Source organism: Bradyrhizobium cosmicum, from assembly GCF_032290525.1.
GTDB classification, from domain to species: domain Bacteria; phylum Pseudomonadota; class Alphaproteobacteria; order Rhizobiales; family Xanthobacteraceae; genus Bradyrhizobium; species Bradyrhizobium cosmicum_A.
This window is the reverse complement of the sequence record NZ_JASXTA010000009.1, coordinates 176,443-190,274: the sequence shown is the minus strand read 5'-3', so window position 1 is coordinate 190,274 and position 13,832 is coordinate 176,443. Positions and strand designations below refer to the sequence as shown.

General features: G+C 66.0%; 10 protein-coding genes and 1 pseudogene. 9 read left to right on the top strand and 2 right to left on the bottom strand.

The genetic code is table 11. The annotated features are described in order from the left end of the window. Window positions 1–150: 150 nt before the first annotated feature. Window positions 151–1,829: pseudogene (gene ggt, locus QSV46_RS18465) on the bottom strand (gamma-glutamyltransferase). Between the two features lie 243 nt (window positions 1,830–2,072). Between ggt and QSV46_RS18460 the strand changes: the two are divergent. Next, window positions 2,073–2,810 (top strand): ParA family protein, encoded by a 738-nt coding sequence (locus QSV46_RS18460; protein ID WP_314954160.1) that lies wholly within the window; start codon window positions 2,073–2,075, stop codon window positions 2,808–2,810. A 169-nt stretch (window positions 2,811–2,979) separates the two neighbouring features. On the opposite strand, the gene mutM is transcribed toward QSV46_RS18460, so the two are convergent. Beyond that, window positions 2,980–3,879: a bifunctional DNA-formamidopyrimidine glycosylase/DNA-(apurinic or apyrimidinic site) lyase gene (gene mutM, locus QSV46_RS18455; protein ID WP_314954157.1), complete on the bottom strand. Its 900-nt coding sequence runs from the start codon at window positions 3,877–3,879 to the stop codon at window positions 2,980–2,982. Window positions 3,880–3,960: 81 nt separating this feature from the next. On the opposite strand from mutM, the gene ubiE reads away from it, so the two are divergent. The 8 genes from ubiE to QSV46_RS18415 all read left to right on the top strand — a co-directional run bounded on the left by ubiE (window position 3,961) and on the right by QSV46_RS18415 (window position 13,759). Beyond that, entirely contained in the window at window positions 3,961–4,722 is a 762-nt protein-coding gene (ubiE, locus tag QSV46_RS18450; RefSeq protein ID WP_314954155.1) for a bifunctional demethylmenaquinone methyltransferase/2-methoxy-6-polyprenyl-1,4-benzoquinol methylase UbiE, read from the top strand. Next, window positions 4,719–6,293 carry a 2-polyprenylphenol 6-hydroxylase gene (gene ubiB, locus QSV46_RS18445; protein WP_314954152.1) on the top strand — a complete coding sequence of 525 codons (1,575 nt, stop codon included), beginning with the start codon at window positions 4,719–4,721 and terminating at the stop codon, window positions 6,291–6,293. Before ubiE ends, ubiB begins: the two co-directional genes overlap by 4 nt. A gap of 56 nt (window positions 6,294–6,349) precedes the next feature. After that, window positions 6,350–7,801, top strand: a complete 1,452-nt coding sequence (gene coaBC / locus QSV46_RS18440) for a bifunctional phosphopantothenoylcysteine decarboxylase/phosphopantothenate--cysteine ligase CoaBC (RefSeq protein ID WP_314954149.1) — start codon at window positions 6,350–6,352, stop codon at window positions 7,799–7,801. Next, entirely contained in the window at window positions 7,798–8,256 is a 459-nt protein-coding gene (gene dut, locus QSV46_RS18435) for a dUTP diphosphatase (RefSeq protein ID WP_314954146.1), read from the top strand. The genes coaBC and dut overlap by 4 nt, the downstream gene beginning before the upstream one ends. Window positions 8,257–8,447: 191 nt before the next feature. Then, window positions 8,448–10,952: a sensor histidine kinase gene (locus tag QSV46_RS18430; RefSeq protein ID WP_314954144.1), complete on the top strand. Its 2,505-nt coding sequence runs from the start codon at window positions 8,448–8,450 to the stop codon at window positions 10,950–10,952. Beyond that, on the top strand, window positions 10,949–12,505 hold the full coding sequence (tsaE, locus tag QSV46_RS18425) for a tRNA (adenosine(37)-N6)-threonylcarbamoyltransferase complex ATPase subunit type 1 TsaE (RefSeq protein WP_314954141.1): 1,557 nt from the start codon (window positions 10,949–10,951) through the stop codon (window positions 12,503–12,505). Before QSV46_RS18430 ends, tsaE begins: the two co-directional genes overlap by 4 nt. Before the next feature lie 88 nt (window positions 12,506–12,593). Next, a complete protein-coding gene (locus QSV46_RS18420) occupies window positions 12,594–12,911 on the top strand; it encodes a PilZ domain-containing protein (RefSeq protein WP_314954139.1) in 318 nt (105 codons plus the stop codon). Window positions 12,912–13,036: 125 nt separating this feature from the next. Further along, window positions 13,037–13,759, top strand: coding sequence for a nucleotidyltransferase family protein (locus QSV46_RS18415; protein ID WP_314954135.1), 723 nt, complete (start codon window positions 13,037–13,039; stop codon window positions 13,757–13,759). Window positions 13,760–13,832 lie beyond the last annotated feature (73 nt).

Here is a 13,832-nt window from a genome sequence, read left to right as displayed (position 1 = left end):
CCAAACATAACTCTCGTGTCCCGGACGCGGTGCGGCATGAAATGCCGCGTCGCTGAGCCGGGACCCATGCATCTACATTCCGTGCAAGCAATGCTGGGCCCCGGCTCAGCAGCGCACCGCTTTGCCCTGCACCGCGTCCGGGGCACGAGACTACGCGAGTCTGAATCTCACCCCGCTCTTGGCGAGCCCACCCGAAATCCCGACCGGCGTGCCGTCCGCGCGCCAGCAGGCGGCGCCGATCATGGTGCCGTCGCCATGGAAGGCGATTGCATTCATGCCGCCGGCAACCGTCGCGACGGGCTGGACCTTGTGGCCGAGGCTGGCGAGTTTCGCGCGCACGGCTTCCGGCACTTTCTGCTCGACTTCGAGCGCGTTGCCCTCGGTCCAGACCCGTGGCGCCTCGACGGCTTCCTGCAGGCTCATGCCGTGGTCGATCAGATTGACCAGCGCCTGCATCGCGCTCGGGAAGATGCGTTTTCCCCCGGGCAGGCCAAGCGCATAGCGCAGCTTGCCGCCGTTGAGCGCCATCACCGGCGACATCGAGGTCGTCACGCGCTTGCCCGGCGCCAGCGACAACGCATGGCCCGGACGCGGATCGAACAGGTTCATGTAGTTGTTGGCGATGGCGCCGAGACCCGGGATCATGATCTTGGCGCCGAACAGATTGTTGATAGTCTGCGTGCTCGCGACCACATTGCCGAAGCTATCTGCCGCTGTCATGTGCGTGGTGTGCGCGCCTTCGAGCGGCGACACGCCGGCGCCCCAGGCCTGCGCGCGCGACGGGTCAATCGCACGGCGGCGCTCCTCGGCATAGGTTTTCGAGGTCAACTTCTCCACGGGCACGCCGACATAGTCAGGATCGCCGCTGGCCGCGGCGCGATCGGCGAAAGCGATCTTCAGGACTTCGGCGAGATAGTGGATGGTCTCCGGCGTGCCGAAGCCAAGGCCGCCGACGTCGTAGCCTTCCAAAATGTTCAGCATCTGCGCGATATGCACGCCGGAAGCCGCGGGCGGCGGTGGTCCGAAGATAGTCCAACCGCGATAGTCGGCGCGGATCGGCTGCCGCTCGACGGTCTTGTAGCTGGTGAGATCGTTGCGGCGGACAAAGCCGCCGGTCTTCTCCATGTAGTCCGCGAGGATGTCGCCGAGCGGCCCCTCATAGAGCGCGGTCTCGCCATGATCGGCGATATACCGCAGCGTCTCGGCATATTCGGCCTGCACCACGCGCTCGCCGATCTTCAGTGGCTCGCCATCAGGCAAATAAATCGCCGCGATCGGCCTGTCCTTGCGCATCTCGGCCGCGCTCTCGCTGATGCATTCGTGCAAATAGGGCGTCGCCGCATAGCCGCGTGCGGCGTGCTTGATCGCGGGCTGCATGACGTCGGCGAGGCTCATGGTGCCGAACCGGCGCAGCGTCTCGCACCAGGCCTTCAGCGAGCCCGGCGTGGCGACTGCCTTCGGACCGTTGAGATTTTCGTTGCCGACGGTGTCGAACACGTCGTGCGCGGAGCCCGGCTTCGATGTGTAAGTGGTGTCGCGCACCGCCGCCGGCACGGTGCTCTGCCCGTCGATGAAGCGGTGGCTGCCGTCAGCCAGACGTATGTGCGCCATGCCGCCGCCGATGATTCCGACCATCATCGGTTCGACCACGGTCAGCGTGAACAGGGTCGCGATCGCGGCGTCGATGGCGTTGCCGCCGCCGCCAGCATCTCGGCGCCGGCGCTGGAAGCCAAGGGATGGTTGCTGACCACCATGCCGCGGCTCGCGACCGCCGGCATTTTCTGGCAGTCGAAGGTCGTTGCCGTCCGCTCACGCCAGTTTCCGCTCATGCCGCTTGCCCCTTTTTATTGATGGTGGCGAGCACATCACACGCACGATTACGGGTCCAGTAATGGTACGGATTAGCTGGCATTCCCGATTCTGCCATCATCATTAATGTTGATTCGGACCTCCGCGATCCCCTTTGGATCGGGCCGGCACGTCCTGAGCGAGAAGAGCTCAGCATCGAGAAGCGATGCACGTTCGCGTGGCGTTATCCCGAGACCCAAGCACTCCAAAGGATTGATCTTCAAATGCACACGATCGTACTGGCCACCCAAAAGGGCGGCAGTGGCAAGAGCACGCTTGCCATCGGCCTCGCGCTGGCGGCCAAGCAGGCCGGCTTCACCGTCCGCCTGATCGAGACCGACCCGCAGGGCACCCTGTCCAACTGGCAGCGCCGCCGCAACAATGACGATCTCGTCGTCGAGCCGATCTATCACGCCGCCGACATCGCGCCGCGCCTGAAGATGCTGGCCGACAGCGGCCTTCAGCTCGCGATCGTCGACACCGCGGCCGGCCTCAGCGCCGCCACCACCGCCGCGATCCGTCATTCCAATCTCTGCCTGATCCCGGCCCGCCCGAGCGTCGCCGACATCGAGGCGACCGTCTCCACCCTCAGCGTCGCGCGCGCCTGGAAGCGGCCCTACAGCTTCGTGCTGAACCAGACGCCGATCCGCGGCCAGCGCATCGACAATGCCGCCAACACGCTCGCCGAGGAAGCCGCCCTCGATCTCGCCGAGGTGCTCGCGCGCCCGCTGGTCGTGATGCGCAACGACCACCAGGACTCGCTCGCCAGGGGCCTGGCAGTGAGTGAATTCGCGCCGAACGGCAAGTCGGCGGACGAGATCCGCGGCCTCTGGCGCTGGATCGAGACCCGGCTCGAGCTCGAGGCCACGACCAATGCGCTGATCGACCAGGTCGTCTCGGCCGCCGACGGCATGGTGCACGTCGCCGCCGAGCTTGCGGTCGACGAAACACTGGCGTCCTGAGCGGGGCGATCGCTCAGACGACAGCCGGGCTCTTCGCCATCCGGTAAGGGCCCAAGCGACGAAGCAATCCGGCCACCAGCCCGGCCGGATGCTTCGCTGCGCTCGCAATGACGCGCGTGGTGGGTTCGTCGCTTCGCAGAGACTCACAGCGCCGCGGCCGCGAGCCTTCTCACTTCTGACATTTCTGGCACCAGAAGGTCGACCGTCCGTTCTGGATAAAACGCTTCACCGTGCCGCCGCAGCCGGGCGTCGTGCATTTCTCGCCTTCGCGGTCATAAACCCTGAACGAGTGCTGAAAATAGCCGAGCTCGCCGGAGGTCTGGCGATGATCGCGCAGTGACGATCCGCCGGCCTTGATGGCGTCATTCAGCACGGTGTGGATCGCACTCACCAATCGTTTCGCATGATCGGTCGGCTCGCCCCCGCCGACGCCCTTGCGTCCCTTGGTAGCGAGCGTCGCGGCAATGCGGCGCGGCGACAGATGCGAGCGGTGCAGGGCTTCGCAGACGTAGATATTGCCGAGGCCTGCGACCACGCGCTGATCAAGCAGCGCGGCCTTCAGGCTTGTGGTCTTGCCTTCGCAGGAGCGCGCCAGCATCGCAGCATCAAATTCGTTGCCGAGCGGCTCGGGGCCGAGATCGCGCAGCAGAGGCTCGTCCTCGAGCGCGTTGCGCGCGATCACTTTCATGTAACCGAAGCGACGCGGATCGTTGAAGACGATGTCGGCGCCCGAGGACATCCGAAACAGCACGTGGTCGTGCGTGGAATCCTTACCCTTCGGATAGTGAAACTCGCCGGGTGCCGCCTCGTTGTCCGGCTTGATGACACGGAACGAGCCCGACATGCCCAGATGCATCAGCAGCACGTCGCCGGAGGCGAGATCTGCCATGAGATATTTTGCACGGCGGCCGAGCCCCGTGACGACCTGCCCCTGGAGCCGGGCCACGAAATCCGGCTGGAACGGAAAGCGCAGGTCCGGCCGGCGGGCCTCCGCGACCAGGATTTTCGCACCCTCCATGACCGGCTGAAGGCCGCGGCGGACGGTCTCGACTTCGGGCAATTCAGGCATGGTCAGGCATTCACCTTATGAGGGCGGTGTGATAGCGCCATTGCGGCGGGCGCGCTATGGTCCGCCCCGTGGAGTAGAGTAATGGATCGGCCGGGCGAAACCACGCATTTTGGCTTCAAGGACGTTCCCCTGGGGGACAAGCAGACGCTGGTGAACGATGTGTTTCACAGCGTGGCGTCGCGCTATGATTTGATGAACGATTTGATGTCCGGCGGCCTGCACCGGGTCTGGAAGGACATCATGATCAACGCGCTGAACCCGCCCAGGGGCGACCGGCCGTTCGCGCTGCTCGATGTTGCCGGCGGCACCGGCGACATCTCGTTCCGCGCCGCCAAGGCCGCCGGCCCCGGCTTCCGTGCCACCGTCTGCGACATCAATTCCGGGATGCTCGACGTCGGCCGCGAGCGTGCCGCCAAGCGCCATCTCGACACCCAGGTCGATTTCGTCGAAGGCAATGCCGAGGCGCTCGCCTTCGCCGACCGCAGCTTCGATGCATATACGATCGCTTTCGGCATTCGCAACGTGCCGCGGATCGACCTCGCGCTGCGCGAGGCCTATCGCGTGCTCAAGCCCGGCAGCCGCTTCCTGTGCCTGGAGTTCTCCACCGTCGAGATGCCCGGGCTCGACCGGCTCTATGACCTGTTCTCGTTCAAGGTGATCCCGCCGCTCGGCCGGATGATCACGGGTGATGCCGAGTCCTACCAATATCTCGTCGAATCGATCCGCAAGTTTCCAAGGCCCAACGCCTTCGCCGACATGATCAGCGACGCCGGCTTTTCCCGCGTGAGCTGGCAGACATTGTCCGGCGGCATCGTCGCACTGCATTCGGGCTGGCGTTTGTGATCTCTGCCATTACCCACATTGCGCGCCTGATCCGCGCCGCGTTCGTGTTTGCGCGCGAGGGCGTGTTCGGCTCGGTCGATCCGAGCCTGGTGCCGCCGCCCGGACAGCTCGCGCTGAAGCTTGCCCGCATCATCGAACGGCGCGGTCCCAAGGATGGGCCACGGATGTCGCGTGCGCTGACCCGGATGGGCCCGGCCTATCTCAAGCTCGGACAATTTCTGGCCACGCGTCCCGACGTGGTCGGCGTCATCATGGCGCGCGACCTGGAAAGCCTCCAGGATCGCCTGCCGCCGTTTTCGCAGGCCGAGGCGGAAGCCGTGATCGCGGCCTCGCTGGAGCGGCCGCTGACGGACGTGTTCACCAAGCTCGGCCCGCCGGTCGCGGCCGCCTCGATCGCACAGGTCCATCGCGGCGAAGTCCTGCGCGACGGCATTCGCAAGGCGGTCGCCGTAAAGGTGCTGCGGCCCAACGTGGCGGCGCGCTTCCGCCGCGATCTCTCCGACTTCTTCTTCGTCGCGCACAAGGCCGAGGCGTACTCGTCCGAGGCGCGCCGGCTGCGCCTGATCGAGGTCATCAACACCATGTCGCGCTCGGTCGCGATGGAGATGGATCTGCGGCTGGAAGCGGCCGCGCTGTCGGAGATGGCGGAGAACACGCGCGACGATCCTGACTTCCGCGTGCCGACCGTCGATTGGGACCGCACCACGCACAACGTGCTGACGATGGAGTGGATCGACGGCATCGCGCTGAACGATCACAAGCGTCTGGCAGAGTCGCAGGTCGACCTGCCCGATCTCGGCCGCAAGGTGATCCAGAGCTTTCTGCGCCACGCGCTGCGCGACGGCTTCTTCCACGCCGACATGCATCCGGGCAATCTGTTCCTGGACGACGCCGGCCGCCTCGTCGCGGTCGATTTCGGCATCATGGGCCGGCTCGGCATGAAGGAGCGGCGCTTTCTCGCCGAAATCCTGCTCGGCTTCATCACCCGCGATTATCGGCGCGTCGCCGAAGTACATTTCGAGGCGGGCTACGTGCCCGCGCATCATTCGGTCGAGAATTTTGCGCAAGCCATCCGCGCCATCGGCGAGCCGATCCACAACCGCACTGCCGAGGAGATCTCGATGGCGCGGCTGCTGACGCTGCTGCTCGAGGTCACCGGCCTGTTCGACATGACGACGCGCCCGGAGCTGATCCTGCTTCAAAAGACGATGGTGGTCGTCGAGGGCGTGGCGCGTGGGTTCAATCCCAGGCTCGACATCTGGAAGGTCGCCGACCCCGTGGTGCGCGAATGGATCGAGCGCAATCTCGGCCCGATCGGCCGGGTGCAGGGGGCGCTCGCCGGTGGCGGCGACCTCGCCCGCGTGCTGATGCGCCTGCCCGATATCGCGCAGCGCTCAGTCTCGGTGCTCGAGCAGCTCGAGACCATGACGCGGGACGGCATCAGGCTGTCGCCGGAGAGCATCGCCGCGATGGGCCGCAGCGAGGGCCGCAAGAACCGCTGGCGCACCGTGGCGCTCTGGATCATCGCCGCGACTTTCATCGGAATCCTGATCGCCGTCCGGAATCTATGATTGCACTGCAATCACGCAACTGATAGCATCGCTATCATTCCGTGCTGGAGGGGCTCATGGCAAGCCTGACCATCCGCAAGCTCGACGAGGGCATCAAGACCTATCTGCGGCTGCGCTCGGCCAGAAACCGCAGGTCGGTCGAGGAAGAGGTCCGGGTCATCCTCGGCGAGCTGATCGAAGGCCGCGAGGAGCCGCTGACGCCGTTTGCGGTGCCGCCTGCCCCATCCGTCACCCCAACGCCCCAGCGCACCGGTGCCCTCCCCGAGGCCAGCGTCACCCTGATCATCGGCGGCGGGATCGCAGCCTACAAATCCCTCGACCTAATCCGAAGACTGAAGGAGCGCCGCATCGAGGTCCGCTGCGTGCTGACCAAGGCGGCGCAGCAATTCGTCACGCCGCTGGCCGTCAGCGCACTCTCGCACGAGCGCGTCTACACCGACCTGTTCGATCCCCAGAGCGAGTTCGACGCCGGCCATATCCGCCTGGCGCGCGAGTGCGATCTGATCGTGGTCGCGCCAGCGACCGCCGACCTGATGGCCAAGTTGGCCAATGGCCATGCCGACGATCTCGCCAGCGCCATCCTGCTCGCGACCAACCGCAAGGTGCTGCTGGCACCGGCGATGAATCCGCTGATGTGGAACAATGCGGCGACGCGGCGCAACGTCGCGCAGCTCCAGCGTGACGGCCTCGTGTTGATCGGACCGAATTCCGGCGAGATGGCCGAAGCCGGCGAAGCCGGTGTCGGCCGCATGTGCGAGGCGATCGAGATCGCCACTGCCGCCGAGCGCCTGCTGCGGCCGCCGGTGCCGCGCCCGCTCGCGGGCAGGCGCGTGCTGATCACCGCAGGACCGACGCACGAGCCGATCGATCCGGTGCGCTACATCGCCAACCGCTCGTCCGGCAAGCAGGGCTTTGCCATCGCCGCCGCCGCGCAGGCCGCAGGCGCCGAGGTGATTTTGGTCAGCGGCCCGGTCGATCTCAGCGATCCCCCGGGCGTGACGGTGAAGCATGTCGAATCGGCCCGGCAGATGCTGGAGCAGGTTCAGGCCGCGCTTCCCGCCGACATCGCGATCTTCGCCGCCGCAGTCGCCGACTGGCGTGTCGCCAATGAAGGCGAGCAGAAGCTGAAGAAGACATCGGCCGGCATGCCGCCGCTGCAATTGGTCGAAAACCCCGACATCCTCGCCACGATCTCGAAGCTGACCGACAAGCGCCCGCCGCTGGTGATCGGCTTCGCCGCCGAGACCGAGCATCTCATCGACAACGCCAAGTCGAAGCTGGCCCGCAAGGGCTGCGACTGGATCGTCGCCAACGACGTCTCACCGGCCACCGGCGTGATGGGCGGCGACCGCAACACTGTCCACCTCATCAGCCGCAAGAACGGTGAGGAGAACGGTGAGATCGCGGTTGATTCCTGGCCGGTGATGACCAAGGAACAGGTCGCCATCGAGCTGGTCGCGCATGTCGCCAGAAGCGTGACCGACAAATCCCGGGAGCCGGCATCTTGAGCACGAAAGTCACGGTCGAACTGCAGCAGCTGGCCCATGCCGAAGGCCTGCCGCTGCCGACCTACCAGACCGCGGAGGCCGCCGGCCTCGACCTGATGGCCGCAGTGCCGGACGGCGAGCCGATGACGCTTGCCCCGAGCCAATATGCGCTGGTGCCGACGGGCCTTGCGATCGCCCTGCCGCCCGGCCACGAGGCCCAGGTGCGGCCGCGCTCGGGGCTTGCCGCCAAGCACGGCGTCACCGTGCTGAATTCGCCGGGGACGATCGACGCGGACTATCGCGGCGAGATCAAGGTGATCCTGATCAATCACGGCGCGGCGCCCTTCGTGATCAAGCGCGGCGAGCGCATCGCGCAGATGGTGATCGCGCCGGTGCTGCAGGCCGCATTGGTTCCCGTGACGACATTGTCCGCGACCGATCGCGGCGCCGGCGGCTTCGGCTCGACCGGCCGCTAACACACCGCAAATCCAACCGAATCATCCGCGGAACTACGTGGACCTGGAACCCCGTGCCCGGCATTTTTGTGGGGCCGCCTTTGCGTTCACGATCTGGACTCTTACCGGTGGAGTCGCGGTGAGGGTATTGTCTTTTGATTCGCGCGCGACGGGGGTCGCCGCGCGCAAATTCGTGCGATCTTGGGGCAACTATGTCAGGCGTGATCGTGTCGATGCGTCGGACGCTGCTGTCGTGCACATCATTGGCGCGCGCCGGCCTGATGGGAAGCGTTCTGGCGGCGCTGCTGCCGGCTGCGCCGGCCGAGGCTGCCGACCTCGTCGACACACTCTCGATAATGCTGGACTTCAACCGGCAGGAACTCGCAGTGCTCGCCACCGCGCTGGCGCTGCTGGGTTTCTCGGTCATGGCCGCGATCCTGTTGATGCGCACGCGCGTGCGCACGGCGAACAACGAGGCGCGGCTGCGCGCGCGAATCGGGGAACTGCAGCTCCAGTCCGATCGCTTCGGCGCGCTGCTGTTCGCCGAGCCGCAGATCCTGATCTCCTGGCCGGCCGGCGACAACCGTGCGCAGATTTCCGGCGATACCTCCATGGTGCTGCCGCGCGACTCCTCTCCGCAGCGCGTGCTCGCCTTCGGAACCTGGCTGCCGCCGGAACCCGCGCTCCAGATGGACCACGCCGTTGACGCGCTGCGTGACCGCGGCGACGGCTTCCAGCTCACGCTGACCACCGCGCATGGCCACACGCTCGAGGCCATCGGACGCGCCATCGGCGGCCAAGCCATTGTCAGGATTCGCGAACTCTCAGGCCTGCGGCGCGATCTGGCCGAAACCAATCTGCGCTACAAGGCGCTGTCCGACGAAACCGAGATGCTGCGCGGCTTTGCCGCTGCCGCACCTTGGCCGATCTGGGGCAAGGCCGAGAACGGCGCCCTGATTTATGCCAATCCGGCCTATGTGCGCGCGACCGAGGCGAACAGCGTCACCGATGCCCAGGAACGCAAGCTCGAGCTGCTCGACAGCGCCGATCGGACCGCGATGGACCGGGGGCTGAAGGACGCTGCCAAGTTCACCTCGCGGCTGCCGATCGTGATCGGCGGCGAGCGGCGCATCTACGACGTGCGCGCCGTCAATGTCGGCAGCGGCAGCGTCGGTGTCGCGATCGATGCCAGCGAGGCGGATGGGCTGAGCTCGGCGCTGGTGCGGATGGCGGAGGCGCATCGCCGGACGCTCGACCAGCTCTCGTCGGGCGTTGCCGTGTTCGACAGCCAGCGCCGGCTCGCCTTCTACAACGATTCCTACCGGCGGCTGTGGGACCTCGACCGTACCTTCCTCGACGCCAACCCCGACGATTCCAGCGTGCTCGACCAACTCCGCGCCGCGCGCAAATTGCCGGAGCAGCCGGACTTCCGTGCCTGGAAGGCCAAGCTGCACGAAGCCTATCGCGCGGTCGAGGCTGCCAAGGACACCTGGTACCTGCCCGACGGCCGCGCGCTCTCGGTCGTCACCACGCCGAATCCGGAAGGCGGGGTCACCTATCTGTTCGACGACGTCACCGAGAGCCTCGAGCTCGCCCGCCGCTTCGACGGCATGATCCGGGTCCAGCGCGAGACGCTGGACAGCCTCGCCGAGGGCGTCGCCGTGTTCGGCAGCAATGGCAAGGCGCAGCTGTTCAACCCGGCCTTCGTGCGGATGTGGAAGCTGTCCGCCGATGCCATGCGCGACGAGCCCCACATCCAGACCGTCGAAGGCTGGTGCCATCAGTTGTTCGACGACCCCGTGGTCTGGCGGCAGATCCGCGAGGCCGTCACCTCGATCGAGAGCCGCGCCGACATTCCGCTGAAGCTGGAGCGCAAGGACGGCAGCGTGCTCGACGGCATGATCCGGCCGCTGCATGATGGCGCGACCATGCTGACGTTCCAGGACATCACCGACACCGAGAATGTCGAGCGGGCGCTGCGTGAGCGCAACGAGGCACTGGAGGCGGCCGACCAGATGAAGGTGGATTTCGTCCACCACGTCTCCTACGAGCTGCGCTCGCCGCTGACCACTATCATCGGCTTCGCGCATTTCCTCAGCGATCCCTCGACCGGACCGCTGACGCCGAAACAGGCCGAATATCTCGACTACGTCACCAAATCGACCAACGCGCTGCTGGCGCTCACCAACAACATCCTGGATCTCGCCACGATCGATGCCGGCGCCATGAAGCTGGAACTCGGCCCGGTCGACGTCAGCAAGACCATCGAGCTCGCCGCCGAGGGCATCCAGGACCGGCTCGCCACCGACCGTATCCGCCTCAAGGTCGAGATCGCGCCCGATATCGGCAGCTTCATCGGCGACGAGAAGCGCGTGGTGCAGGTGCTCTATAACCTTCTTGCCAACGCCGTCGGGTTTTCTCCACAGGATTCCACCGTCGGCATCAGCGCGCGCCGCACCGAGCACAGTGTGGTCTTCACCGTGACAGATTCCGGGCCTGGAATACCTGCCGACATGAAGGACAAGGTGTTCAACTGGTTCGAAAGCCGCTCGCAGGGGTCCCGCCACCGTGGCGCCGGGCTCGGGCTGTCGCTGGTGCGCTCCTTCGTCGAGCTGCATGGCGGCAAGGTGCGGGTGGATTCGATCGTCGGCCGGGGCACGGTCGTGATCTGCGATTTCCCGACCGAGCAGGCGGCGCGTCGCGACGCCGCCGAATGACCGCGCCCGCCACATTTTCCGTCGCGCTTCCCAACGAGACGGCCACCGCGCGATTGATGGCCGATCTCGCGCTGCTGGTCGGCCCCGGCGACATCATCACGCTCACCGGCGATCTCGGCGCCGGCAAGACCGCCGCCGCCCGCGCCATGATCCGTTACCTCGCCGGCGACGAGGAGCTGGAAGTGCCGAGCCCGACCTTCACGCTGGTGCAGGCTTACGAGCTGCCGCCCTTCCCCGTGACGCATGCCGACCTCTACCGCGTGGAGGACGACAGCGAGCTCGAGGAGATCGGGCTGTCGCCGCTGCCGGATGCCACCCTCGTGCTGATCGAATGGCCGGAGCGTGCGCCATCGGCAATGCCAGCGGACCGCATCGACATCGCGCTAACGCACCGGCCTGCGCTGGGCTCGAATGCGCGTGCCGCCGATATCACCGGTTACGGCAAGAGTGCCGCCACCGTTGCCCGGCTGCAGATGCTGCGCGAATTCCTCGACGCATCCGGCTACATCGATGCGACGCGCAAGCGCATGGCCGGTGACGCTTCGACCCGTTCCTATGCGCGGCTGCTGCGCGACGACGAGATCGTCATCCTCATGAACTTTCCGCAGCGGCCTGACGGTGGGGCCCTCTACAACGGAAAGTCCTACAGCGCCGCGGTGCATCTCGCCGAAAACGTCAGACCCTTCGTCGCCATCGACGAAGGCCTGCGCGCGCAAGGCATCTCGGCACCCGCGATCCACCATTCCGATCTCGACCATGGCTTCCTGATCACCGAGGACTTCGGCAGCGAGGGCGTGATCGAAGGCAATCCGCCACGTCCGATTCCCGAGCGATACGAAGCTGCGACCGACGTGCTGGCCGTGCTGCACGGCAAGACGCTGCCGGAGACGCTGCCGCTGGACGGGCAGACCTATACCATTCCGGTCTTCGACGCCGAGGCGCTGCTGATCGAGATCGGGCTGATGCCGGAATGGTATCTGCCCGATCGCAACGCGCCGCTGAGCGACGACAAGCGCGCCGAATTTTTCGCGATGTGGCGCGGGCTGCTCGAGAAGCCGCTGGCTGCGCCGAAGACGTGGATCATCCGTGACTATCACTCGCCCAATTTGATCTGGCTTGGGACGCGCGCCGGCATCGAACGCGTCGGCGTAATCGATTTCCAGGACACCGTGCTCGGACCGAAATCCTACGATGTGGTGTCGCTGCTTCAGGATGCGCGCATCGATATGCCCGAGAGCATCGAGCTGACGCTGCTGTCGCGCTACATCAAGGCGCGCCGCACCGATGATGCGAGCTTCGATGCGGCCGGCTTCGCTGAGCTCTACGCCATCATGTCGGCGCAGCGGAACACCCGCCTGCTCGGCACCTTCGCCCGGCTCAACCGCCGCGACGGCAAGCCGCATTACCTTCGCCATCAGCCGCGGATCTGGACCTATCTGCAGCGCTCGCTGGCGCATCCGGCGCTCAAGCATTTGCGCGACTGGTATCTTGCCAACGTCCCGCCGCCCCAAAGACCATCTCAAGAGCCGTCCCAACAGCCTCGCCAAAGCTGATTCGCCGGCCGGTTTACCGGCTGTTAGCCATCGCATCGCTATCATCGCCCGCAGGCAGCCGGACAAATGCGGGCTGGAGCAAGGGCAGATGGCGGTCAAGACGGACCAGCGCGGCAACAGCCGGGTTGTTTTCGAGCGCGGGATCCCGGCCCAGATGATGGGCATCGACGGCACCTGGCGGCGCGAATGCACTATGGAGGACGTCTCCGACAGCGGCGCCAAGCTGACCATCGACGGTTCGGTCGAAGGCCTGCATCTGAAGGAATTCTTTCTCCTGCTGTCGTCCACCGGACTGGCGTACCGGCGCTGCGAACTGGCCTGGGTCAATGGCGACCAGATCGGCGTCAATTTCCTCAAGCTTGGCGACAGGAAGAAAAAGCCGCGTTCCACATCCGCCGGGGCCTGAGGGCAACACCCGTCGTACAACCGTCACGGCGGGTGGTTAAGGCGGTTGAGATGCGGTGCCACCGAACGAGGCCCGTGCTAGGATTGCTGCGAACGCGAAATCCGATGGATTTGAGAAAGCGAAGGATGTCCGTCAAGCCGACCAAAGCCATGGTGCTCGCCGCAGGGTTCGGCCTGCGCATGCGTCCGTTGACGGACAAGATGCCGAAGCCGATGGTGCCGGTAGCCGGCCAGCCGCTGCTCGACCACGTGCTCGACAAGCTCGGCCATGCCGGGGTGACCGAGGCTGTGGTCAACGTGCATTACCTGCCGGACCAGATCATCGATCACGTCGCATCGCGCCAGTCGCCGCGCGTGACCATCTCGGACGAGCGCGACCAGGTGCTCGGCACCGGCGGCGGCGTGGTCAAGGCGCTGCCGCTGCTCGGCGATGCGCCATTCTTCCACGTCAATTCCGACACGTTGTGGATCGACGGCGTGCGCTCGAACCTGGCGCGGCTTGCCGAAAACTTCGATCCTGAGCGCATGGACATCCTGCTGCTGATGGCGCCGACCGCGACCAGCATCGGCTATGGCGGCCGCGGCGATTACGGCATGCTGCCCGACGGCGCCCTGCGCAAGCGCAAGGAAAAAGAGGTCGTCCCGTTCGTCTATGCCGGCGCGGCGATCCTGTCGCCCGCGATCTTCGAAGGCGCGCCGCAGGGCGAGTTCTCGCTGACGAAATGTTTCGACCGCGCCAATGAGCAGGAGCGGCTGTTCGGCCTGCGTCTCGACGGCGTCTGGATGCATGTCGGCACGCCCGATGCCGTGCACGCCGCGGAAGAGGCGTTTCTGGAGAGCGTGGCTTAAGCCACTCTCGTGTCCCGGACGCGGTGCGGCGCCGAAAGCGCGTTCACGCGCGTCTTTGACGCGCTATGGTGCC